The sequence below is a fragment of the Bacillus sp. AM 13(2015) genome (assembly GCF_001518755.1).
GTDB lineage: Bacteria > Bacillota > Bacilli > Bacillales > Bacillaceae > Bacillus > Bacillus safensis.
Genome location: NZ_LKCP01000084.1, coordinates 69,451 through 92,256, shown reverse-complemented (window position 1 = coordinate 92,256; position 22,806 = coordinate 69,451). Strand labels below are relative to the sequence as shown.

Annotated in this window: 24 protein-coding genes and 1 pseudogene; 21 read left to right on the top strand and 4 right to left on the bottom strand. The window is 42.8% G+C overall.

What is annotated here, in order from left to right; translation table 11 throughout:
* Positions 1-197: 197 nt before the first annotated feature.
* From AOQ70_RS15985 to AOQ70_RS15960, 6 genes are all read left to right on the top strand, one after another.
* A complete protein-coding gene (locus AOQ70_RS15985) occupies positions 198-1,187 on the top strand; it encodes an asparaginase (protein ID WP_024427527.1) in 990 nt (329 codons plus the stop codon).
* Positions 1,188-1,215: 28 nt separating this feature from the next.
* A complete protein-coding gene (gene aspA, locus AOQ70_RS15980; protein ID WP_039182553.1) occupies positions 1,216-2,637 on the top strand; it encodes an aspartate ammonia-lyase in 1,422 nt (473 codons plus the stop codon).
* A gap of 145 nt (positions 2,638-2,782) precedes the next feature.
* A complete protein-coding gene (gene nhaC, locus AOQ70_RS15975) occupies positions 2,783-4,189 on the top strand; it encodes a Na+/H+ antiporter NhaC (RefSeq protein ID WP_024427525.1) in 1,407 nt (468 codons plus the stop codon).
* A gap of 293 nt (positions 4,190-4,482) precedes the next feature.
* Complete coding sequence (locus AOQ70_RS15970) at positions 4,483-4,908, top strand: YwqH-like family protein (RefSeq protein WP_041118256.1); 426 nt, start codon at positions 4,483-4,485, stop codon at positions 4,906-4,908.
* Positions 4,909-4,945: 37 nt separating this feature from the next.
* A complete protein-coding gene (locus AOQ70_RS15965) occupies positions 4,946-5,209 on the top strand; it encodes a YwqI/YxiC family protein (protein ID WP_024423905.1) in 264 nt (87 codons plus the stop codon).
* A gap of 287 nt (positions 5,210-5,496) precedes the next feature.
* Positions 5,497-5,922, top strand: coding sequence for a YwqH-like family protein (locus AOQ70_RS15960; RefSeq protein ID WP_039182541.1), 426 nt, complete (start codon positions 5,497-5,499; stop codon positions 5,920-5,922).
* 48 nt (positions 5,923-5,970) lie between these two features.
* On the opposite strand, the gene AOQ70_RS15955 is transcribed toward AOQ70_RS15960, so the two are convergent.
* Positions 5,971-6,174 (bottom strand): hypothetical protein, encoded by a 204-nt coding sequence (locus AOQ70_RS15955; protein WP_039182539.1) that lies wholly within the window; start codon positions 6,172-6,174, stop codon positions 5,971-5,973.
* A 137-nt stretch (positions 6,175-6,311) separates the two neighbouring features.
* On the opposite strand from AOQ70_RS15955, the gene AOQ70_RS15950 reads away from it, so the two are divergent.
* From AOQ70_RS15950 to AOQ70_RS15920, 8 genes and pseudogenes are all read left to right on the top strand, one after another.
* On the top strand, positions 6,312-7,427 hold the full coding sequence (locus AOQ70_RS15950) for a BglG family transcription antiterminator (protein WP_269433633.1): 1,116 nt from the start codon (positions 6,312-6,314) through the stop codon (positions 7,425-7,427).
* Complete coding sequence (locus tag AOQ70_RS20105) at positions 7,421-8,269, top strand: BglG family transcription antiterminator (protein ID WP_269433632.1); 849 nt, start codon at positions 7,421-7,423, stop codon at positions 8,267-8,269. Before AOQ70_RS15950 ends, AOQ70_RS20105 begins: the two co-directional genes overlap by 7 nt.
* 89 nt (positions 8,270-8,358) lie before the next feature.
* Positions 8,359-9,668, top strand: a pseudogene (locus AOQ70_RS15945) (PTS sugar transporter subunit IIC).
* A gap of 31 nt (positions 9,669-9,699) precedes the next feature.
* Entirely contained in the window at positions 9,700-11,133 is a 1,434-nt protein-coding gene (locus AOQ70_RS15940; RefSeq protein ID WP_059377281.1) for a glycoside hydrolase family 1 protein, read from the top strand.
* A gap of 12 nt (positions 11,134-11,145) precedes the next feature.
* Positions 11,146-11,469, top strand: coding sequence for a PTS sugar transporter subunit IIB (locus AOQ70_RS15935; protein ID WP_047202937.1), 324 nt, complete (start codon positions 11,146-11,148; stop codon positions 11,467-11,469).
* A 19-nt stretch (positions 11,470-11,488) separates the two neighbouring features.
* Positions 11,489-11,818, top strand: a complete 330-nt coding sequence (locus tag AOQ70_RS15930; RefSeq protein ID WP_024423898.1) for a PTS lactose/cellobiose transporter subunit IIA — start codon at positions 11,489-11,491, stop codon at positions 11,816-11,818.
* A gap of 65 nt (positions 11,819-11,883) precedes the next feature.
* On the top strand, positions 11,884-12,732 hold the full coding sequence (locus tag AOQ70_RS15925; protein WP_059377278.1) for a polysaccharide deacetylase family protein: 849 nt from the start codon (positions 11,884-11,886) through the stop codon (positions 12,730-12,732).
* Between the two features lie 299 nt (positions 12,733-13,031).
* The gene (locus tag AOQ70_RS15920) at positions 13,032-13,400 is read left to right on the top strand and encodes a VOC family protein (protein ID WP_039183384.1); all 369 of its coding nucleotides are present in this window, start codon (positions 13,032-13,034) and stop codon (positions 13,398-13,400) included.
* 44 nt (positions 13,401-13,444) lie between these two features.
* On the opposite strand, the gene ribD is transcribed toward AOQ70_RS15920, so the two are convergent.
* The 3 genes from ribD to AOQ70_RS15905 are packed head-to-tail and all read right to left on the bottom strand — an operon-like array spanning position 13,445 to position 16,155.
* Positions 13,445-14,536 carry a bifunctional diaminohydroxyphosphoribosylaminopyrimidine deaminase/5-amino-6-(5-phosphoribosylamino)uracil reductase RibD gene (gene ribD / locus AOQ70_RS15915; protein ID WP_041087597.1) on the bottom strand — a complete coding sequence of 364 codons (1,092 nt, stop codon included), beginning with the start codon at positions 14,534-14,536 and terminating at the stop codon, positions 13,445-13,447.
* Positions 14,523-15,284: a GTP cyclohydrolase II gene (locus tag AOQ70_RS15910; protein ID WP_024427515.1), complete on the bottom strand. Its 762-nt coding sequence runs from the start codon at positions 15,282-15,284 to the stop codon at positions 14,523-14,525. The genes ribD and AOQ70_RS15910 overlap by 14 nt, the downstream gene beginning before the upstream one ends.
* A 16-nt stretch (positions 15,285-15,300) precedes the next feature.
* Positions 15,301-16,155 carry a VOC family protein gene (locus AOQ70_RS15905; protein WP_047202941.1) on the bottom strand — a complete coding sequence of 285 codons (855 nt, stop codon included), beginning with the start codon at positions 16,153-16,155 and terminating at the stop codon, positions 15,301-15,303.
* A 177-nt stretch (positions 16,156-16,332) separates the two neighbouring features.
* Between AOQ70_RS15905 and AOQ70_RS15900 the strand changes: the two genes are divergently transcribed.
* The 7 genes from AOQ70_RS15900 (at position 16,333) to AOQ70_RS15870 (ending at position 22,789) form a co-directional block, all read left to right on the top strand.
* Positions 16,333-16,665 carry a winged helix-turn-helix transcriptional regulator gene (locus AOQ70_RS15900; protein ID WP_047202942.1) on the top strand — a complete coding sequence of 111 codons (333 nt, stop codon included), beginning with the start codon at positions 16,333-16,335 and terminating at the stop codon, positions 16,663-16,665.
* Between the two features lie 370 nt (positions 16,666-17,035).
* A complete protein-coding gene (locus AOQ70_RS15895) occupies positions 17,036-17,494 on the top strand; it encodes an NEAT domain-containing protein (protein WP_048237822.1) in 459 nt (152 codons plus the stop codon).
* 20 nt (positions 17,495-17,514) lie between these two features.
* Positions 17,515-18,171: a heme uptake protein IsdC gene (isdC, locus tag AOQ70_RS15890; protein ID WP_059377302.1), complete on the top strand. Its 657-nt coding sequence runs from the start codon at positions 17,515-17,517 to the stop codon at positions 18,169-18,171.
* Between the two features lie 19 nt (positions 18,172-18,190).
* On the top strand, positions 18,191-20,047 hold the full coding sequence (locus AOQ70_RS15885) for an NEAT domain-containing protein (RefSeq protein ID WP_059377276.1): 1,857 nt from the start codon (positions 18,191-18,193) through the stop codon (positions 20,045-20,047).
* Between the two features lie 76 nt (positions 20,048-20,123).
* A complete protein-coding gene (gene isdE, locus AOQ70_RS15880) occupies positions 20,124-21,011 on the top strand; it encodes a heme ABC transporter substrate-binding protein IsdE (RefSeq protein ID WP_059377273.1) in 888 nt (295 codons plus the stop codon).
* Between the two features lie 34 nt (positions 21,012-21,045).
* A complete protein-coding gene (locus tag AOQ70_RS15875) occupies positions 21,046-22,032 on the top strand; it encodes a FecCD family ABC transporter permease (protein WP_059377270.1) in 987 nt (328 codons plus the stop codon).
* Positions 22,019-22,789 (top strand): ABC transporter ATP-binding protein, encoded by a 771-nt coding sequence (locus AOQ70_RS15870; protein ID WP_059377267.1) that lies wholly within the window; start codon positions 22,019-22,021, stop codon positions 22,787-22,789. Before AOQ70_RS15875 ends, AOQ70_RS15870 begins: the two co-directional genes overlap by 14 nt.
* The last annotated feature ends 17 nt before the right edge of the window (positions 22,790-22,806 follow it).

The window sequence follows — 22,806 nt, the reverse complement described above, 5'->3', positions numbered from 1 at the left end:
GCTCCTTTATTTACAACAACAGTATATCATATTTTGGCATAGAATGTACGCGTTATGCGTAACAATTTCTTGATTAATTCGCGTTATGTGACTATAATGGCAATGAAGGTACGCGTAAAGCGTATATTATAGAATAGCACAAGCTAGCTTATAATATGTGTGACAAACGAAGTAATTTTACGAAAGAGGTGGACCTGTTGAAGAAATTATTGCTTTTAACGACTGGTGGGACGATAGCATCTGTAGAGAGTGAAAATGGATTAGCTCCAGGTGTTAAAGCTGAGGATCTTTTGAGCTATTTAAACGAAATTAATGCAGAATATACAATGGACACAAAGTCCCTAATGAGTATAGATAGTACAAATATGCAGCCTGAATACTGGGTTGATATCGCAACAGCCATTTATGAGAATTATGATCAGTATGATGGGTTTGTTGTGACTCACGGAACCGATACAATGGCCTATACATCAGCAGCGCTGTCTTATATGCTGCAAAATCCTGATAAGCCGATCGTGATTACAGGTTCACAAATTCCGATTACTTTTAAGAAAACAGATGCGAAGAAAAACATCACAGATGCGATTCGTTTTGCATGTGACGGTGTTGGCGGCGTATATGTCGTGTTTGATGGCAGAGTCATCCAAGGAACACGTGCGATCAAACTAAGAACGAAAAGCTATGATGCATTTGAAAGCATTAACTACCCATATATTGCATCAATTGAAAACCATCAAATTGAATACAATAGCAAAGTAAAAAGAACACCAATGAAACCGCTTAAATTAGATGCATCCTTGAACACAGATGTGTGTCTGTTAAAATTGCACCCAGGCCTGAAGCCTGAGTTTTTAGATGCAGTCAAAAGCATGTACAAAGGCGTTGTCATTGAAAGCTACGGCAGCGGCGGAATTCCTTTCGAAGGAAGAAACCTTTTAGAAAAGATCAACGAATTGCTGGAAGAAGGCATTTCTGTTGTCATCACCACTCAGTGTCTTGAAGAAGGCGAAGACATGAGTGTGTATGAGGTAGGACGCAAGATCAATCAAGAATTGGTGGCACGTTCAAGAAATATGAATACAGAAGCTATCGTGCCGAAACTGATGTGGGCACTAGGCAAAACAACAGATCCAAGAGAAGTCAAAAAGATTATGGAAACGCCAATCGCAGAAGATTTAGTGATTTAACTATTCTATAGAAAGCAGGTCATAAGAGATGGTTCAAGCAACTTATCGCTATGAGAAGGATTTTCTTGGTGAAAAAGAAATTCCAGCAGACGTGTATTATGGGGTTCAAACCCTTCGTGCGAAAGAGAATTTCCCGATTACAGGATATCGGATGCACGAGGAACTAATCAGAGCCTTTGCCATCGTGAAAAAAGCAGCAGCTCAAGCCAATATGGAAGTCGGACGTTTATATGAAGGAATTGGAAATGCCATCGTTCAAGCGTCTGACGAAGTCATTGAAGGCAAACTGCACGAGTACTTTATTGTCGATCCAATTCAAGGCGGCGCAGGAACGTCCATGAATATGAATGCCAATGAAGTGATTGGAAACAGAGCGCTAGAAATCATGGGACATCAAAAGGGTGAATACATCCATTTAAGCCCAAACACACATGTGAATATGTCGCAATCAACGAATGATTCATTCCCAACGGCGATTCATATTGCTGTGCTCAAGCAGTTAGATATTCTGCTTGAAACGATGCAAGCCATGCAGGACGTCTTCAAAAAGAAAGCAAAAGAATTCGATCATGTGATCAAAATGGGCCGTACGCACTTGCAGGATGCTGTTCCAATCCGTTTGGGACAGGAATTTGAAGCTTACAGCCGCGTGCTGAGCCGTGATATTAAGCGGATTAACCAATCGAAGCAGCATTTATATGAAGTCAATATGGGTGCGACAGCTGTTGGGACGGGCTTAAACGCAGATCCTCGTTATATAGAGATCGTGGTGAAAAAGCTCGCTGATATTTCGGGTCTTCCTCTTGTAGGGGCAGAGCATCTCGTGGATGCAACGCAAAATACAGATGCTTACACAGAAGTATCCGCCGCTTTAAAAGTATGTATGATGAACATGTCTAAGATTGCCAATGACCTTCGCTTAATGGCATCTGGTCCGCGTGCAGGTCTTGCTGAAATTGCATTGCCAGCCCGTCAGCCTGGATCATCAATTATGCCTGGGAAAGTCAATCCAGTCATGGCAGAGCTCATTAACCAAATCGCATTCCAGGTCATTGGGAATGACCACACGATCTGTCTTGCCTCTGAAGCAGGCCAGCTTGAGTTAAATGTGATGGAGCCAGTTCTGGTCTTTAACTTGCTTCAGTCTATTAGTATAATGAATAACGGATTCCGCTCATTCACAGATCATTGCTTAGTGGACATTGAAGCAAATGAAATACGTTTGAAAGAATATGTAGAAAAAAGTGCAGGCGTAATCACTGCCGTGAACCCTCACTTAGGCTATGAAGCAGCCGCTAGAATTGCAAGAGAAGCCATTTTAACAGGTCAATCGATCAGAGACCTTTGCTTGCAGAACGATGTTTTAACGGAAGAAGAACTTGATATTATCTTAAATCCATTTGAGATGACAAAGCCTGGCATTGCGGGTGCAGAGCTCCTAGAGCGATAATATTATCAAAAATTTTATTTTATTAATATGTGGAATTGCCTGTGAAAAAGAGAAAAAACAGGCAATTCACTTTCTTTCGAATTGACACACTTTTTTCACAATATTTTGAAAACGCTTAACGCACGCACAAAGGGAGGAAACAACATTGAAATCGGTTCGCTTGCCATCTATGGTGGAGATCATCGCCGTACTAGGTTTATTTTTGGCGATTGTCTTATCATTTACTATTTATTTTGACTTGGATATTCAACTGGCTTTATTTATTTCTTGGTTTTTAGCAATTGGGCTTGGTCTTCATTTAGGACACTCATATAAGGATTTACAGGGTGCTATTACAAAAGGGATATCAAATGGATTAGATGCTGTTTTGATTTTACTTGCTGTAGGTGCTTTAATTGGAACTTGGATCGCTGGCGGGGTCGTACCGACACTGATCTATTATGGTCTTGAATTTATTCATCCAAATATCTTCTTACTGGCAACACTCATTATTTGTGCCATTATGTCTGTCGCAACAGGGACTTCTTGGGGAACAGTTGGTACAGCTGGTATTGCCATGATTGCCATTGGTGAAGGTTTAGGGATTCCTCTTCCAATCGTTGCAGGTGCCGTCTTGTCAGGTGCTTATTTTGGGGACAAGCTTTCTCCACTGTCAGACAGTACAGTTCTCGCCTCGTCCTTATCAAAGGTAGAAGTGCTGGCGCATGTAAGAGCGATGATGGTGTTATCCATACCTGCCTTTGTTATTACAGCTATTATGTTTACGGTCACCGGCTTTATCTATGGAGGACGTAATATTGATCAAGAAAAGGTTGAATACTTAAAGAATGCACTGCTCGATACATTCAATATTAATGTATGGATGCTCATTCCAGCTCTAATTGTTGTCGTTTTGCTTGTCATGAAAAAGCCTGCTCTGCCGGTTATTGCAATCGGTGCTTTGTTTGGGGCGATCTGGGCCTTTGCTTTTCAAGGTGCGAATCCTAGTGATGCAATTGGTGCAGCATACAATGGATTTTCAATTCAATCAGATGTAGACTTTCTAAACCAACTTCTCAATCGTGGTGGAATGGTCAACATGCTTGGCTCTTTGGTAGTGATTATCCTTGGGCTTGGTTTCGGGGGAGTATTAGAACATCTGGGTGTATTGAAAGTCATTGTCTCAACCTTTGAGAAAAAACTGCACAATGCGGGAAATGTTACTCTTTCCACTATTCTTGTTGCATTCTTTGCTAACATTTTTGGATGTGCAATGTATGTATCAATTATCCTTACACCAAAAATTATGGAAAAGAGCTACGATAAATTAAAGTTAGACAGACGAGTTTTATCCAGAAACTCTGAGGTCGGTGGTACGCTTACTTCTGGTATGGTTCCATGGTCAGATAACGGTATTTACATGGCAGGAATTCTTGGCGTATCGACATTCTCTTATTTACCATTTATGTGGTTGAGCTTTGTCGCCATTGGTCTTGCGATCATTTACGGATATACGGGCAAATTCATTTGGTACGTGAAAGATCAACAAGAAAGAGAAGAATCGGCCTCATAAGCCGTTTGCAAAAGCCGCTCCTGCACGGGGCGGCTTTGTTTGTCCTAGGACCGAGAGACTATATGTGACATATAGCAAACGAACAGGAATTTAGACCTCCTATAAAAGAGGTCAAAAGAGGGAGTGAGAAGCAGAGTGAAAGCATATTTATCCCATAAAAAGGGCACAAATCCCTATTCAAACATGAGTCTTTGAACCTTATAATAACAATATTGGAAAAAGTGCTATTCACCTTACGCTCGTTTAGAGGGACTCTAAGCAGCGTTTTTATTTTGACAGGAGGAGGAACCCATATGAGCTTATCGGATATGCTGTCTGCCCTTAACGGTGGCATTTCAAATAAAAAAGCAGAAATTGAAGAGAAAATCGCTCGGCTCAAAAAGGCGAAAAGCAAGGTTGAACGTGAACAAGATGCGGCAGAAACAGATTTAAAGCAAATCAAGCAGCCAAAGCTTGGGACCTCTTGGAAAGGTGAGCGAAGCCAGGATTTCAAAACAGACCGAAATGAAGCACATGATGCGCTGCAAACGATCGTGAATGATAAATACCCACGCTATGTGAGCCGTATCGAATTCAAAATCAGTACATTAGAAGCAGAACAAGCTGCGTTATCCTTTGCCAGTTCCTTAGCTGGAGACGCCGCACGCCTTGCTGAAAAAGGAGAAGACGCAGTAGAGGACGCAAAACGCTTGATCTCAAAAGCATGGAGCAGCTTGTAAGCAAGCTTCATGCTGAACAAATCTGGAGGATATCACAATGGGACAAATTAAGTTAAACTACCAAACAGTCATGGATAAACTAGATGAAGTCTCCCAAGCAGTCGAAGCTTTAGCGATGAAAAAGGCAGCAGATAAAGCGGGTGAAAACAGCCTTGAATTTGTAACCAAGTGGACGGCACGTGAAGCAGAGGTAAGCGAAATGGTTTCAAGCTTTAAAGAAGCCCTAATCAAAAACGTTCAGGATACACGTTCTAACGTGAAAACATTAAAAGAACAAGACGAAGCGATTGCTGCAAAATAATCAGCACAATCGCTTTTATTTATGGATATCATTTACATGAAGTAATTATAGTTACAAAGACTTATATAAAATCCAGGGTGTAAGACCTTGTATTATTCCGTTTTTCTTCCAAACGCGTCGCTAAAAGGACACCTTTTCCCTATTTAAGCCTGAGGCTTTTCACCTTATACTATACTTAATGAAAGCAGAACGATAGAAATGTCAGGATTGGAAAAATCAAGTGAGTCGATGGTTTCCAAAGGTGCTCACGCCGTGCTTTCGTATGAGGTCAGATAGAGGTGGATGACATGAGTTTATCCGAGATGCTGCACCATCTGCATATGGGAATTGAGAACAAACGTGCAGAATTTGACGAAATGATCTCTCGGTTAAAGACAGCCAAAAGCAATATTCGAACAGAACAAGATCTTGCCCAGTCAGATATCAAAGAAATTAAGAAGCCTGCTCTAGATTCGTCATGGAAAGGCGAGAGAGGAACCGACTTTCATCGCCACCGAAAAGACGCTTACAGCGTGATGCACGACATCGTCAACGATGAATATGAAAAATATATAACAGAGATTGACCAAAAAATCTTACACTTTGAATTGAAAAAAATGGAGCTGGCCGTTGCCAGTAATTTTGCAGGAAGAGCTCAGGACGTGATGGAAAAGGGCGAGGATTTTGCAAAGGACGTTAAACATTTGATTGAACGGGGCTGGAAAGCTCTTTAAAACCATAAACGAAACAGCCGTCTCATAAAAGGGCGGCTGTTTTTTTGTTTAGTCACATCCACCACCGCCGCTATCACCTGAATCACTCCCGCAGGAGGCGTCAGAAGCGTGATGGGTATACGAATCAGTATATGTACTTGTCGTTGAATTATGATGTGCAGAACGCTTAGCAGATGCACGTTTATCCTTTGGTGTGAACAAGCTGGCAATGATGGCTCCTAAAAAAGCTAATATGATAATGACAACAAACATAAAAGCATCCCTCCTCTAGTTTCATATTCATACGAATGAGCCATATCTAGGTTCCCGATTTGAAAGAAAAACTGGGCAAAGAGTTCTATTTTCGTTTATGATGATAGGCAAAAGTAAATGCCAAGGGAGGAGAGCCCATGCTATCTCTACGTCAGGAGGAGCTTCTGAAAAGATTGATGCAAGCGGAGCAGGAACTGACAAGTGAAGAAATTGCCCGTGTGATCGGAGTCACATCACGAACCATCCGCACAGATATGAAAGCGCTTAAAAGAATCTTAGAAGAACATGGTGCCGCACTGCATATTAAACGCGGGGCAGGGTATACATTGAGTGTTGAAGATTATGGAGCATTTCGTACATTTTTGAAAACCTCACTGAGAGAAAGAAATGACAAAAAGGAACAGTCCATTCCCAATCAGCCTGAGGACCGCGTGGCTTATCTATTGAAAAGACTGCTTCTGTCAGAAGACTATATCAAATTAGAGGGATTGGCAGAGGAATTATTTGTGAGTGAATCCACAGTGAAAAATGATTTAAAAGCTGTCAGGCATTTGTTTTCATTGCATGGACTTTCTATATCGCACCGCCCTAAATATGGACTGCGTCTGACAGGCGATGAAATGAAATTAAGATATTGTATGGCAGAGCATGTATTTCAGCAGGATCAAGCGCACTCTACACTGTTACCTGAAGAAACGTATCAACTGATTCAGGACATCGTGCGTTCACGTACAAAAGCCACCGGGCTTCATTTATCGGAAATCGGTTTAAGTAATTTAGTGACCCATATTGCCATCGCATGCAAACGAATAGAAGAAAAAAAGCTGGTTCAGATGCCAGAAGCGGAATTGAGAGAAATTCAAGTGCAGCCAGTTTTCCAGATAGCTCAACAAATGACAGAAGATATTCGCCGTGTATTAGCGATTGATTTTCCGTTATCTGAAATGGCGTACATCGCAATTCACTTAATGGGGGCAAAGATGATGGCATATGGAGAGGCTGGCCATACGCTATTTCATCTGCTGGAAGAAGATCATTTTCGTTTCACTCACCAATTGCTTGCTTATGTGGAGGAGCATATGTCACTTGATATTCAGTTTGATAAGGAGCTGATCGTTGGTTTAAGTCTTCATTTGCGTTCCGCCATTCATCGTTTTAGATACGATATGAATATTCGAAATCCCTATTTACCAGACATTAAAAGGCACTATCCCATTGCGTTTGAGGCGGGTGTTTATATGGGCAGGTGCTGAAGGAAAAAGAGGGTGTTGAGATTCCTGAGGATGAAATCGGATATTTGGCACTTCATATTGGAGCTGCAATCGAGCGGACAAAATCACAGCATGTGAGAAAGACATGTCTTATTGTGTGTGCGACGGGTGTCGCCAGCAGTCAGCTTCTTCTTCATAAGCTCACGGCGGCTTTTAGCGGAAGACTGGAGATCGCTGGAACTGCAAGTGCCGGGGAACTTCCTTCATATGATTTGAGAAGCATTGATTTTATTATTAGTACCATTCCGCTACAGAATACATTGCCGGTACCAGTAATTGATGTACATACGATTCTAAGTGACGATGATATTGTCCGGCTAAAACGATTTGTTCAAAATTCACAGGATACAGGGGTTTTACGGTATGTGAGTCCGGCGCTGACATTTTTTCAGCAAGACCTTCAATCAAGGGAAGAGGTTCTTCAATTTTTCGTGAACGTGTTAAAGGAGCAGCATCGAATCCCAGACGAGTTTGAACAATTATTGCTAGAAAGAGAGCAAGTGTCACCCACCTCTTTCGGTCATTTGGTTGCGATTCCTCATCCAATTAAGCCGGCAACAGACGATACGTTTTGTGCAATCTGTACGTTAAAAAAGCCGGTGTTGTGGGGAGAAGATCGAGTACAAGTCGTTTGCTTATTAAGCATCCAGAAGACGTATCAAAAAGAATTACAGTCGCTTTATCAATTTCTTGTGCGGCTGACAGAACGGAAGGAAGTGGTGGAACAGCTCATCAAAGCCTCTTCATTTGAAGAACTGACAGCAGCACTTCAAGTATTGGAGCAGCCAAATGAAAAAACGCGACACCCATTTCCGCATCTGTGAGGAAAAAGATTAGATGTTAATGAAAGCGCTTTTAAAATAACATCAAAAAGGAGGATGATCACGAGTTTGTGCAAAGGGGGAGACGGATCATGAGCTTCAAGGAGAAAGCGGCAGATGTCATGGGGCATGTGGCTTATCGCATCACCAATCAGAAATATATTATGGCGATTAAACAGGCATTTGTCACACTGATGCCGATCATCATTACAGGAGCTTTTGCTGTACTGGTGGCGAATATGATCATGAGCCGGAAACAGGGCTTGCTCATTTTGAGATATTCAGGTTTTTAGCAGAGCTTCAGCCTATTATGAAGGCAATCAATTATGCCACGCTGAACTTTTTAACCATTGGGGCTGTGTTTCTCATTGGGATTGAGCTTGGGAAAATCAACGGGCACAAGTCGCTGTTCCCAGGATTGATGGCGTTGATTTCATTTATATCCGTTATTCCAACGACACTTCTTCTTGAAGTTGATGGATCGATGCGTGAGGTTGTAGACGTGTTGGCAAGACAATTTTCCGATCCAAAAAGCTTATTTTTAGGGATGATCATTGCGATCGTATCTGTGGAAATCTTTTGTAAGCTGACTGAGGTGAAATGGCTGCAAATCAAGATGCCAGATTCGGTTCCGTCGAATGTGGCAACGTCTTTTTCATCACTTTTTCCTTCTATCATTACAATTACGATCATTAGTTCATTCGGGTTTGCATTTCATCGTGTGACAGGCATTTATTTGCATGAAGCAGTGTATAACGTTGTGCAGCGTCCGCTAGAAAGTGTTGTGCAGGGGCTGCCAGGGATTTTAACGTTGATGTTTGTGGCACAATTTTTCTGGGTGATCGGCATCCATGGTAACCAGATGATTAAGCCGATCCGGGAGCCGCTCTTATTAGGATCAATTGCAGTGAATATGACTGCATTTCAAGAGGGAAAAGAGATCCCGAATATTATCACGATGCCGTTTTGGGATGTGTATATGAGCATCGGCGGTTCAGGTGTGACCATTGGTCTTTTGATTGCGATTTTTATTGCTGGGAGAAGGGAAGAGATGCGAAGCATTGCCAAGCTCTCATCAGGACCCGGACTGTTCAACATCAATGAACCCGTTATTTTTGGATTACCCGTCATGCTAAACCCTGTGATGGCGATCCCATTTATCGTCACACCGCTTGTGACAGGTACGATTGGTTATATTGCGACGGCTACAGGATTCGCTGGAAAAGCGGTCGTGATGGTGCCGTGGACGACACCGCCGCTTGTGAATGCATGGCTGTCAACCGCTGGCAGCATGGGAGCCGTCATCACACAGCTTATCTGCATTGTGGTTGCTGTTTTCATCTATTTACCGTTTGTTCTCTTGTCTAACCGCAAGCCAGAAGCAGCACCAGATTCAGAATAAACATTCAGACAAAGAAAAGGGAGGCGGCAACATGAACAGCATTGAGATTCCAAGAGATTTTATCCTAGGTGCTGCGGCTTCTGCATGGCAGACGGAGGGCTGGAAGGGAAAGCGGGCGCATCAGGACTCGTACATCGATTTATGGTATAAGGAAGGGTATCACGTATGGCACGAAGGCTATGGGCCGGCTGGTGCAACGAATTTTTACGAGCGCTATCCTGAGGATGTAGCCTTAATGAAAGAGATTGGGCTGACACATTACAGGACATCGATCAATTGGTCGAGATTTCTCATAGATTACGAGAATGGGATAGTGGATGAGGCCTACGCTCGTTACATTGATGATCTGATCAATGAATTAATCGCAGCAGGTGTAGAACCGATGTTTTGCTTAGAGCATTATGAGCTTCCTGCCGTTTTGCTTGAGAAGTACGGCGGATGGTCATCAAAGCATGTCGTTGATCTGTTTGTTCTCTATGCAGAAAAAGTGTTTGAGCGCTACGGAGACCGGGTCAAGCATTGGTTTAGTTTTAATGAACCGATTGTTGTCCAGACACGCGTTTATCTAGATGCTATCCGATATCCGTATGAGCAAAATACGAAGAAATGGATGCAGTGGAACTATCATAAAGCACTGGCAACAGCAAAAGTGGTGAAGCTGTTTCAGGAGATGGGTTTGAAGGAATCGACAGGAGCCAAAATTGGGGTGATTCTCAATCCAGAAGTGACGTATGCAAGATCGTCTGCTCCGCATGACCAAGAAGCGGCACGTATGTATGATTTGTTTTTTAATCGAGTGTTCTTAGATCCTTCCATCAAAGGGGAGTATCCAGAGGAACTGATCGATGTGTTGAAAAAGCATGATATTCTTTTCGATTCCACAGAGGAAGAGCTTCAAATCATCAAGAATCATACGGTAGATGTCGTCGGACTTAACTTGTACTATCCGCATCGTGTCAAGGCGCCGAGTAAGGCTTGGAACGAAGGGACGCCTTTTCATCCATCCTATTATTACGATATGTTTGAGCTTCCAGGGAGAAAAATGAATCCTTTCAGAGGCTGGGAAATCTACCCGAAGATTGTCTACGATATGGGGATGAGGATAAAAGAAGAATACGGAAATATTGAGTGGTTTGTGGCCGAAAATGGCATGGGTGTAGAAAAGGAAGAACGGTTTAAAAAAGAAGACGGTATCATTGATGACCAGTATCGCATTTCATTTATCAGCCAGCATTTGAAGCGGGCACTTCAAGCGAAAGCAGAAGGATCAAATTGCACGGGCTATATGCTTTGGGCATTTACAGACAATGTCTCACCGATGAATGCCTTTAAAAATCGCTACGGCTTAGTCGAAATCCAGCTGGAAAATGAACGAAATCGACAGCTGAAAGCATCTGCGTATTGGTACCAGACATTAATCAAAACTAGGGGACTGACAGTTGAAACAGAAGTCATTTATCAATAGGAGTGATGGGATATGAAACGAATCATTCTCGCTTGTGCAGCAGGAATGTCGACGTCCATTGTGGTGTCGAAAATGAAGGCCGCCGCAGAAGCTAAAGGGCTGGATTACTATATTTATGCTATACCTGAAGGAGCCATTGCGGATGAACTAGAAGAGCATGGAGAGGATGTAAAGGCGATTTTACTTGGACCGCAAGTAAGTTTTATGAAAAAAGCAGCAGAAAAAACAGCGGCACCTTATCAAATCCCTGTCGATGTCGTCAATGTGAGGTTATACGGAACAGCAAACGGAGAAAAAATCCTAGATCATGCACTGAAACTAGCAAATGAATCTTGAGTAATTGGAGGAGAAGCAGATGACGGTATTAGAGGAAATGCAGGGAGCAGCCTTTCAAATCATTGCCCATGCTGGCGAGGCAAGAAGTCATTATGTAGAAGCGATTCGTCTAGCAAGAGCTGATGATTTTGAAAAAGCGCAGCAGTTGATCGAAAAAGGGGAGGAAGCGTTTCGAAGCATCCACAACCTGCACTTGTCGCTGATTCAAAAAGAAGCGGCAGGTGAACAGCTTCCGTTTTCTTTACTGCTGATACACGCAGAAGATCAAATGCTCACAACAGAGACCATTCATCTGCTCGCCATCGAGATGATCGAAATGTGTAAAAAAATGAATACCCTGTCAAAATAGATATCAATGAATAACCAATTTCTGTTATAATCATTCGGTAGATAAAGAGAAAGCAGGATTGGTGAATGAAGAAAACATGTATGCTGATGACGGTTGGTCTTATGCTGCTGCTCATTTCTGGCTGTATGGGAATGAAGGAGCAGGCGGAAGGAAGCCAGCAAGTCGTCAAAGATGAAAAGGGTCCATTACAAACAAAAGATATGCATCAGAAAAAAGAAACGACAGTGATAAAGACACAAAACTGGATGAAGCAAAAGGAGCCGGTCGAGCTTCCAATTTTGATGTATCACAGTATTTCAAGCGGCAACTCGTTACGTGTGCCAAAGAGCGAATTTGCATCTCATATGAAATGGCTGAAGGACAACGACTATGTCACACTGTCGCCAGAAGAGGCGTACCGCGTTTTCACAACAAATTCGATGCCAAGTAAGAAGAGTGTCCTCATTACATTTGATGATGGATATACGGATAACTATACAAAGGCATTTCCGATTTTAAAACAGCATGGAATGAAAGCAACGATTTTCATGATTGAGCAATCCATTGGCCGTCCGAATCACTTAACGGATGAGCAAATGGATGAGATGATCGCACATGGGATCTCGATTGAGAGTCATACGATTCATCATTTAGAGCTCAATCAATTATCAAAGCAGCAGCAGGAAGAGGAGTTAAAAGGATCAAAGACATTCTTTGATCAGCGATTTTCTCAGCGTACGAGAATGGTCAGCTATCCTGTCGGGCGCTATAATGAAGAGACGTTGAAGCTGGCGAAGGAAGCCGGATACCAAATGGCTGTTACCACTGAACCAGGACATGCGAAGAAGGAACAAGGCATGATGTCCTTGCACCGCATCCGCATTTCACCGGGACTTTCACCAGAAAGCTTTGGCAGGCTGGTTGAAGCGAAGTAACGATCAATGTTTCACATGAAACATTTTACGACAAGTTTCATCAAAATGAATCATGATATATCTTGGTCTCAAATGTCATGACAAGAGACACTTAGATGGACAGAACTTTCATGACCATGGGAGTTCTGTTTTTGAAAAAAATACTGCATTCAAACACTACATCTTATGAAACACCTCAAAGAAAATCTTCAAGTATCAAGCCCACCAATGAAGAAACAATCAAATTTGTTGAGCATCACAAAAAACTGAAGAAACACTACATTGAAAAACCAATTGAGAACAGAAAGGGAGAGGGAAATATGTCAAACTTTGTTGGAATCGACCATGTTCAACTAGCTGCCCCAAAAGGCAGTGAAGAGAAAGCTCGCTTGTTTTTTGGTGAAATTTTAGGGATGAAAGAAATACCTAAGCCTAGTAATTTAGCTAAACGAGGAGGTGTCTGGTTCCAATGCGGTCATCATCAGCTTCACATTGGCATTCAAGAACATTTTCAAGCTGCAAAGAAAGCTCATCCAGCTTTTCTTGTAAAGAGCCTATCAGAATTAAAAGAGGTATTATTGAAGCATCAGATTAGTATAAAAGAAGATGAGCCATTGGAGGGAGCCAATCGGTTTTATGTAGAAGATCCATTTGGGAATCGAATTGAGTTTTTAGAGAGAAGAGACTAGAAGACAAAAATAAGGCTGTCGAGGAAATCTCGACAGCCTATTTGTTATTGATAAACGGGATAGCCCGTCATTTTGATATCTTTCCCGAGTGGTTCCACGGCGAGTTGATCCAGTTCAATGGCATCACTCATGAGGCGTATGCCTTCGCCTCCGAAAAAGGAAGGGGAAAGTCGTCCGCCAATGAGTTTAGGCGCCATATAGATGACCAATTTATCTACAAGCTGCTGTTCTAAGAAAGAGGCGTTAATCTGGCCGCCGCCTTCAATCATGAGGGAGGAGATATTTTTTTCTCCCAGCACTTGAAGCACTTCCTGCAGGGGAACCCGCGTGTCGCTGTCAGTCATAAAGACACGGACGCCAGCTTCTTCTAAAGCCGCTCGTTTTTCCTCATCGGCTTGCTTTGTTGTAAAAATCCATGTAGGTGCCATCTGATCTGTGACGATCTTTGCTGTCAGTGGTGTAGACAGCTTAGAGTCTAAAACAATTCGAATCGGATTGTTTCCATTTGGAATCCGCGCAGTTAATGAAGGATCATCGTGAATGACAGTTTGAGCACCGACCAAAATCGCATCATTGATACTGCGGATATGGTGAGCATCATAACGGGATGTCTCAGATGTAATCCACTTGCTGTCAGACGTGGCAGAGGCGATTTTCCCATCTAAGGTAATGCCCGCTTTGAGCGTCACGAAAGGTGTTTTTTTCGTAATAAAGTGATTAAATACTTCATTCATCAAAATGGATTCCTGTTCAAGTACGCCCGTGATAACTTGGATGCCCGCGTCTTGTAAAATGGCAATCCCGCGACCAGCGACAAGTGGATTCGGATCAAGAGCCGCGACGACAACGGTTTCGACGCCGGCTTTCACAAGTGCTTCGGCACAAGGGCCTGTGCGCCCATGGTGGGAACAAGGCTCAAGGGTCACATAAATCGTTGCTCCTTTTGCCTTGTCTCCAGCCATGTTGAGTGCATGAATTTCAGCATGCGGTTCACCGGCTTTCATATGAGCGCCGACTCCAACAATCTCATTCTCTCGCACAATCACAGCCCCGACGAGCGGATTCGGAGATGTCTGACCTTTCATTGCCCGTGCATTATCAAGGGCTAGCTTCATATATCGCTCATGATGTGGCAATCGTACGCACCTCTTGCTCCGCCTTCATGTGACCTGAGCGGTTGATTTTTGTCTGCAAGTATTTCTCGTTAAATTCAGAGACATCTCCCCAAAGCGGAATGCGTCCAGAAAGAGATAAACCTGCATGGCTGATCGCATCTGTCTTTTTCGGGTTATTGGTAATGAGTCTGACCGGCTTTGTACGAAGTGTTTGAAGAACGGCAATGGCTTCTTCGTATTGACGTGTGTCATCTTCAAAACCAAGTGCTTCATTCGCTTCTACTGTATCATAGCCGTTTTCTTGAAGAATATAAGCCATGGCTTTACTGAAAAGACCAATGCCGCGGCCTTCATGATTGGCTAAGTAAAACAGGGCTCCTGCGCCATTGTCCTCAATCATTCGCATAGACTGCTTCAATTGGAATCCACAGTCGCAGCGCTTGCTTCCGAAAATATCGCCAGTGTGGCAAATGGAATGCATACGGATAAGAGCTTCGTCAGCGTGCTCGAAATCCCCATACACAAGAACGCTTGACTGCTGATGATCAGCCAGCTGGCGGGACGAAAGGCTTTCAATTAAAGCTTCATCTGACAGTGGCTCTTTTCCATCGTCTTTTAACCATGAATACCAGTTAAACATCACGGTTCTGCCGTCTAAATTCACTGGCAGTTTAATGGGTCCAGTGATATAGATATACCCGTCTTCTTGCTGTACTCGTTTGATTTTATCTTTTAATATGGCTGTTTTAAGCTCTGTGTGTTTGTCCATATTCTGCACCTTCTTTTTAGTCTGTTTCTTCAATCTGTAAACGAACGAGAACGCCAAATGGATCAACAAATTCGCTGCTTTTTCCTGTCGTGTTGACTTGAGTGCCTGCTTTTGTCAGACGTTCGACGACGGATTGTCTGTCTGCTTCTTCTGGGAAAACCAGTGTATAGCTTCTAATTCCTGAAAAACGTGGATCAATGGCTCCTTTTCGTCCGCGTCCCCATGCATTAAAGGCAAGGTGGTGGTGGTACACACCAGCGGCGATAAATACGCTTGCTGGTGGAGCCATTCGGATATGAAAACCAAGCGTATTGACATAAAAGGAATCTGCTTCTTCTGGGTTGAGATGGAAATGCAAGTGTCCCATCACTGTACCGGCAGGGAGTCCTTCCCATGTGGTATCAGCAGCTTCTTGCAGGAGGCCATCTCCATCAAGCGGTGCATTTCCGCCACCTTTCAGTTCTCCATGCTCACCGACCCAAATGTCCTGAGGACGGTCAGCATAAATTTCTACGCCAATGCCGTCAGGATCACTTAAATAAATGGCTTCACTGAAAAAGTGATCGCTTGCTCCAATTAAAGGATAGCCTTTTTTGATTACATGTGCCAGCCATGTGCCCAGGTTTTTTCTGGTAGGTAATAAAACAGCAAAATGATAAAGTCCTGGCTCATGATCAGGCTTTTCTTTCAGTTGTGCATCTTCTTTTAACAAAAGAATCGGTTCCTTTGCATTGCTGCCAAGTGTCACCGTGGAATCTGTCTTTTCTAATATAGAAAATCCTAAAATGTCTGTATAAAAAGGTAAAGAACGATCAAAGCTGGACACATGTAATTCTGTTACACCCAGCCTTAGCTGCTCAATTGTCTTCAAGCTCGGTCATCTCCTTCATGATATATGCATCGGCATGTTCAAATGTTTTTGAAAATCTATAAAAAATGAACACCTTGTTACTTTTAGTAACTAAACTATATAATAGTTAGTGACTTATTTCAAGTAATTAATTGTGTTATAATAAAAAAAAGAGAAAAAAGCAGGAGGGAGTAAGATATGGCTCAAGTAGATGGCTGTCCAATTACAGATGCCATGGAGATTCTAGGCAAGAAGTGGGTCATTCTCATCATCAATCAGCTTCTGACAGGGCCTAAGCGTTTTTGTCAGCTTGAAAATGAAATGAACATCAGCGGAAGATTACTATCAGAAAGGCTGAAGGATTTAGAAGCTGAGGGACTTGTTGAGAAAAAAGTATACCCCGATATTCCAGTACGGATTGAATACGAATTAACAGTTCAAGGGAAGAAAATTGAACCGATTATTCGTGAAATGTATGCTTGGTCTTTAGATCGTAAACACAGCAAAATAGAGGAACATGTTTCATCTTAATCCATTTCGATCAGTGTGTCTGATCGAAATTTTTTTGTGTGATTTTCCAGAAAACTAAGACAATAGTATGAAAAATGATGTTGACAATCATTTCATGCATTATATAATATCAAGGAGAAGAGGGTTCTTTTCCCTGTAATGGAATGGAGGTTATGCCATGGTATTATAAATGGGACAGATTGCCTAAAACTCGTATCAATCCATCATTTAGAAGCAGACATCTTTGACTTTTAGGAAGCAAAGATTTATTTTTTTAACTCAATTGATAATGATTATCATAATCATCTATAAGTGTGTTCCAGCACTTGTGAAGGTTATTTTTTTTATTATCTATTGAGAATAATTATCAATATCATTTAGGAGGGTTCACATGAAAGTCATTCGTTCAACATCACCCGTATTATTATTCCTTAGTTTTGTTCTATTATTTGCTCTAGCACCTGTTAGCTCGGCCTCAGCAGCTGGCTTAGCAGATGGTCAATATTCAGCGCAATATGTGGTATGGAAGGCAGATAGCGATTCGACTTCAACAGCGAATACGTATTTTGAAAAACCAGCCAAGCTTGTCGTAAAGGATGGAAAAATCAAAGCACAAGTCACGTTAACGAACAGCTCTTGGATCACAAGCTTTAAAACGCTCGATCAAGGTGTCTACAAAGATGCGAAGGTGATCAGTACAAATACAGCTGCGAATAAGAGAACAGTAGAATTCAATGTGAACAGCCTGACTGAGGTTGTACCAGCAAAAGTGAGTGTGACTGTACCAGCCATCGGATATACAGGCAATTACGACATTCGCCTCAAGTTTGATGCGCCATCTGTTCAATAGAAAGGGAGGAAATTCGCTTGATGAAAAAAAGAATGAAGCTGTCAGTCTTCATGGCGGTTTTTTTACTGGCACTTATGCTGCCTTTTTCAAACGCACAGGCTGCCGCATTAAAGGATGGTACATACTCCGTCAATTATACAGTGCTAAAAGCTGAAGGAAATGCGGTCTCAATGGCAAATGATTACTGGCTGAAGCCAGCAAAAGTGATAGCGAAAAATGGGAACCTGACAGTACAAATGACGATTAAAAATAGCAGCTGGGTAACGGAATTTAAAGTGCCGGGAAATGGCGGCTATGTCGATACAACCGTTCTCTCAACAAATAAAAAAGCCAATACAAGGCTCGTTCAGTTCCAAGCTCAAAGCTTGTCTAAACCGATCAAGTCCAAAATTCATGTCACTGTGAAATCTGCTGATTATGATCATGATTACACCATTCAGCTGAAATTTGATGAAAGCAGTATGAAATCGCTATCGTCTACCAGTGAAAATAAATCAACGGGTGCACAAGAAAGTCAGCAGCCATCAAAAGAATCAACAAACAAAGCTGATACATCCACAACGAAACAACAAGAAGACAACCCTCAAACTGGTGATACAAGCCAGATAGGATGGCTCCTTGTGCTTGTCTTATGTTCTGGCGGGTTTTTAGCAAGAAAGTGGATCATCAAGCATTAACGGAAGGAAGTGTCACCATTTGAAACGTCTTTTTCATCTAAAGGCAGCCATTCTGCTTGTTTTATTCAGTTTGTTGACTGCGTTTCAGATTCCTCAAGGAACAGCTCAAGCGGCATCATTCGTTGATGGGGAATACACAGTCGGATTCACCATTTTAAAAGATGGTACCTCAGAAGCGTCTATGATGGATACCTATACAGAAAAGCCAGCTAAGCTGATTGTGGAAAATGGCAAGACAACAGCTTATGTCACACTGAAGCAAAGCAAAGAAATAACAGATTTCAAGGTTGAACAAAATGGTGCTCTCGTTACCACTGAAACGGTCAGTGAGGACGAAACAGCCAATACACGTGTGATCAAATTTGATGTCGCCGACTTATCAGCGAAATTAAACGGCTGGGTGAAAATTTACTGGGATTTAGGCGGCTTTATTTATGACGAAGCATATGACGTACAGCTTGCATTCGATCAAAGCAGCTTAACACTCGTTACGCCTGCAAAACCAGACGATAACGAAACAAAACCAGATGATCAAAACGGTACAAAACCAGACGACAATGAAACTAAACCGGATGACCAAAACGGTACAAAGCCAGATGATAACGAAACAAAGCCGGATGATCAAAACGGTACAAAGCCAGACGACAATGAAACTAAACCGGATGACCAAAATGGCACAAAACCAGACGATCAACCGACAACACCAGGCAATAACAATGGCACAAAGCCAGATGATTCTGCGCAAAATCAATTAAAAGATGGCGTATATCGTATCAATTACAGTGTGCTAAAAGGGGATACGGATGAAGCATCTCGAATGAATCAATACTTCTCACATCCCGCATCCTTAACCGTCAAAAATGGAAAGCAGACCATTTCCTTTACGGTGAAGGATCATAAGTCTGTCGCTTCTTTGAAAACAGAGAAAAACGGTTCTTATCAAGAAGCAAAGATAGTGAGCACAGATGAAGCGAAGAATACAAGAGTGGTTTCATTCGATGCTGCTGATTTGAAAAAAGCGGTGAAAGGAAAAGTGCACATTGTAGTAGCAGCCGCTAACTATGACCAAACCTACGATATTCGTTTTCAATTTGATTCAAAGAGTATCGCTCCAGTGAAGGATGGACAGGTGGTAGAGGAAGAAACACCAGCTACACCAGAAACGCCAAAACCAAATACACCATCACCAGAAACAAATAACAGCGGAGCTGATCAAGAGACTACTCAGCTAAAAGATGGTGTATACAAGCTTCCTTTCTCAATGAAGAAAGCAGACAAGGATGAGCTTTCCCGCATGAACGATTACGTCGTGAGCCCTGCGACACTGGTTGTGAAAAATGGCCGCCATTTCGTTTCATATAAAGTGAAAAACAGCTCAGCGATCACGTCATTCCAAGTAGGAACAGGCGGAAAGTTTGAAGAGACACTTGTCGCGAAAACAGATCAAAAAGCAGATACACGTGTCATTCAATATGAAGCAAAAAGTTTAAGCAGTGCTCAGGCTGCACGCGTAAAAATTGATATTCCAGCTGCGAACTATCATGAGCAGTACGATGTCAAACTTGTCTATGACACAAAAGGAATCGCTCTCGGTGAGGGAAGCGGCATTTCAACGGTCATTGGAGACGATGAGAGTATCGGATTTGTCAAAAATCCAAATGATCACGATTCTCAAACAACTCAACTTGAGAATGTAGCACCAGAGGAAACGGGTGTGGAGCAGATGACATTTACGCCATCAGATGACCAAACCAAATCTGAGTCTGGACAGCTGAATCCGAAAACGGGAGATGCCTCTCTTCTTTGGGTGTATATTCTTTTATTCGGCGGTTCGTTATTCGTACTCGTCAGAAAATATCAAACACGGACAAGATAGTTCGTTTTATTTTAAGTGAGATGCGCCTTTTACCTCGGCGCATCCACTCTCTTTTTTCGAAAGGAGGCTTCTGTTTTTGAAGCATCGAATGTTATGTACCTTGATCGCTGCCTTCAGTGTGTGCATGATCTTATCGGGCTGCTCACAGTCAGCTGAAAGCTCAGCAAAAGGCAAAAAAAGCGCTGAATCAAGTGAGCGTATTGTAGCAACGACTGTAGCTGCTGCGGAGATCATGGATGCTTTAGAGGTGGATCTTGTCGGGGTGCCAACAAGTCAAAAATCCTTGCCAGCTCGTTACAAAGGACTGCCAGAAGTCGGCAATCCCATGAGCCCGGACATGGAAATCATCCAATCACTTCAACCGACAGATGTCCTGTCTGTCACAACCCTTCAATATGATTTAGAGAAACCCTTTCAGCAAGCAGGTGTCCCTGCCACATACTTAAATCTCGAGAGTATGGCCAACATGGAGAAGGCCATCACGAAGCTTGGGGATAAGTATGACAGGAAGAAGCAGGCTGAGCGCATTGTGTCTGCGTTTGAGCAAAAAAAGAAAGACATACAAGAGAAGACAAAAGGAAAACGCAAGCCGTCCGTTCTGATTTTGCTTGGTGTGCCAGGCAGTTATTTGGTGGCGACAGAAAATTCATATATTGGTGATCTTGTACGTATCGCAGGAGGAAAGAACATTGTGGAAGGCGAGAAAATGGAGTATTTGGAATCCAATACGGAGTATTTACAAAAAGCCAATCCAGATATCATTCTCCGAGCCGCACATGGGATGCCGGATGAAGTCGTCAAAATGTTTGATCAAGAATTTAAAACAAATGACATCTGGAAACATTTTAATGCGGTCAAACAAGACCGGGTGTATGACCTCGAAGAAAGCTTATTCGGGACAACAGGCAATTTAAAGGCAGCAGAGGCATTAGATGAATTGACTCGTATGTTGTATCCGTCATAAGTTTGCGAATCTTAATGATAAAAGGACGTTCAAGATGAAAAAAACAGGATTTTTATTTCTGATAGTCAGTCTCTTACTGGTCTGCGTGTTTATTTATTCAGCCATTACTGGGAGCATTCATGTGACCCCAATTGAATTATTAGAAGGGCTCATCACCGGTCAACATGCACAGGTAGAAATCATTAAAGATTTGAGAATCCCCCGCGTGCTCATCGCGATGTTTACAGGGGCCGCCTTATCTGTCTCCGGTGTACTGCTGCAGTCGGTCATGAGAAATCCGTTAGCTGATGCCGGCGTCATTGGGATTTCATCAGGAGCCAGCTTCTTTTCATTAATGGCGATTACAGCGCTTCCTCAATTTTATTTCTACTCACCTTTATTTTCGGTATTAGGCGGGGCGATTGCGTGTTTCCTCGTGTACGTTCTGTCTTGGAAGGGTGGTTTAAGCCCGATCCGCATGATCTTAGTTGGGATTGCCATCAATGCCATGTTTACTGGGATGGCTGAAGCTTTTGTGACCATTTGCAGCTATTTCAATATCACAATTAATCAGTCAGGACAGTCGAATCTCACGATGAAAACGTGGGGAGATGTCCGTTTAATCGGTGTTTATGGTGTCGTTGGCCTTGTCGTGGCACTTTTCTTCAGCAGATGGTGTAACCTGTTGGCTCTTCAAGACAAGACAGCGAAAAACTTAGGCTTGCGTGTGACCAGAATGCGCCTTTTGATTTCCATCACAGCCGTTTTACTTGCGGCAGTGACAGCAGCAGTAGCGGGCGTAATAGCCTTTGTCGGCTTGCTCATTCCGCACATTTCAAGAAGGCTTGTCGGCTCGGATCACCGAGTACTGATTCCATTTTCTGCGTTAAGCGGGGCTTTGCTTATTTTGACGGCTGATACGCTTGGTAGGACGCTTTTGGCGCCAAATGAGATTCCTGCTTCTACGATCATGGCCGTGATTGGCGGGCCGTTTCTGATCTTTTTATTAAGAAGGGGGGACCGTCTCCATGGACATTCATGAGGTGTCATTCTCATATGACCAGCAGAAGGACATCGTTCAATCGGTCACAACACAGATTGAAAAGGGGAAAATCACAACCATTATCGGTCCAAATGGCTCGGGAAAATCCACACTGCTTTCCTTAATGGCAAATAATCATTGTCCAAATAAAGGGCAGATACACTTAGACGGGCAAGCGCTGAATGCGTTCAAGCCAAAGGAGCTGGCGAAAAAGCTCGCTGTCGTCCATCAGCAAAATGAAGCGCCTCTTGATTTAACGATCGAACGGGTCGTGGCATTCGGCAGAACGCCGTACCAGACAATGCGCGGAGGAGACAAGGAAGAGGACGAGAGAGCGATAGAATGGGCGCTGTCCAGTACAAAGCTAACGGACAAACGAAAGGTGCCGCTCGCCTCACTGTCAGGTGGAGAGCGGCAGCGTGTATGGATTGCGATGGCACTTGCGCAAAAAACACCGATCCTTTTCTTAGATGAACCGACAACTTATTTGGATATCTACTATCAATTTGACATTCTTGAGCTGATTCGTGAGCTGAATGCCAGGCATGGATTAACCATTGTCATGGTGCTCCACGATATGAATCAGGCTGTCCGCTACAGCGATATCATCATAGCGATGAAGGATGGACAGATTATCAGTGAAGGACAGCCAAACGATGTGTTAACAGAGGAAAACGTGCGGCACATTTATGATGTGTCCGTCACGATTCGACAGGATGCAGAAACAGGGATGTACATCGTGCCTGTTGGTATATAAGCTGGGCAAAAAGCAGG

Bases quoted from the DNA above. Each gene is read 5' to 3' on its own strand.
- AOQ70_RS15960 (WP_039182541.1), top strand. From the start codon at position 5,497: ATGAGTTTATCCGAGATGCTGCACCATCTGCATATGGGAATTGAGAAC.
- AOQ70_RS15955 (WP_039182539.1), bottom strand. From the start codon at position 6,174: ATGTTTGTTGTCATTATCATATTAGCTTTTTTAGGAGCCATCATTGCC.
- AOQ70_RS15940 (WP_059377281.1), top strand. From the start codon at position 9,700: ATGAACAGCATTGAGATTCCAAGAGATTTTATCCTAGGTGCTGCGGCT.
- AOQ70_RS15920 (WP_039183384.1), top strand. From the start codon at position 13,032: ATGTCAAACTTTGTTGGAATCGACCATGTTCAACTAGCTGCCCCAAAA.
- AOQ70_RS15875 (WP_059377270.1), top strand. From the start codon at position 21,046: ATGAAAAAAACAGGATTTTTATTTCTGATAGTCAGTCTCTTACTGGTC.
- AOQ70_RS15965 (WP_024423905.1), top strand. From the start codon at position 4,946: ATGGGACAAATTAAGTTAAACTACCAAACAGTCATGGATAAACTAGAT.
- AOQ70_RS15950 (WP_269433633.1), top strand. From the start codon at position 6,312: ATGCTATCTCTACGTCAGGAGGAGCTTCTGAAAAGATTGATGCAAGCG.
- isdC (WP_059377302.1), top strand. From the start codon at position 17,515: ATGAAAAAAAGAATGAAGCTGTCAGTCTTCATGGCGGTTTTTTTACTG.
- aspA (WP_039182553.1), top strand. From the start codon at position 1,216: ATGGTTCAAGCAACTTATCGCTATGAGAAGGATTTTCTTGGTGAAAAA.
- AOQ70_RS15935 (WP_047202937.1), top strand. From the start codon at position 11,146: ATGAAACGAATCATTCTCGCTTGTGCAGCAGGAATGTCGACGTCCATT.
- AOQ70_RS15900 (WP_047202942.1), top strand. From the start codon at position 16,333: ATGGCTCAAGTAGATGGCTGTCCAATTACAGATGCCATGGAGATTCTA.
- AOQ70_RS15930 (WP_024423898.1), top strand. From the start codon at position 11,489: ATGACGGTATTAGAGGAAATGCAGGGAGCAGCCTTTCAAATCATTGCC.
- AOQ70_RS15925 (WP_059377278.1), top strand. From the start codon at position 11,884: ATGAAGAAAACATGTATGCTGATGACGGTTGGTCTTATGCTGCTGCTC.
- AOQ70_RS15895 (WP_048237822.1), top strand. From the start codon at position 17,036: ATGAAAGTCATTCGTTCAACATCACCCGTATTATTATTCCTTAGTTTT.
- AOQ70_RS15970 (WP_041118256.1), top strand. From the start codon at position 4,483: ATGAGCTTATCGGATATGCTGTCTGCCCTTAACGGTGGCATTTCAAAT.
- AOQ70_RS15910 (WP_024427515.1), bottom strand. From the start codon at position 15,284: ATGGACAAACACACAGAGCTTAAAACAGCCATATTAAAAGATAAAATC.
- AOQ70_RS15870 (WP_059377267.1), top strand. From the start codon at position 22,019: ATGGACATTCATGAGGTGTCATTCTCATATGACCAGCAGAAGGACATC.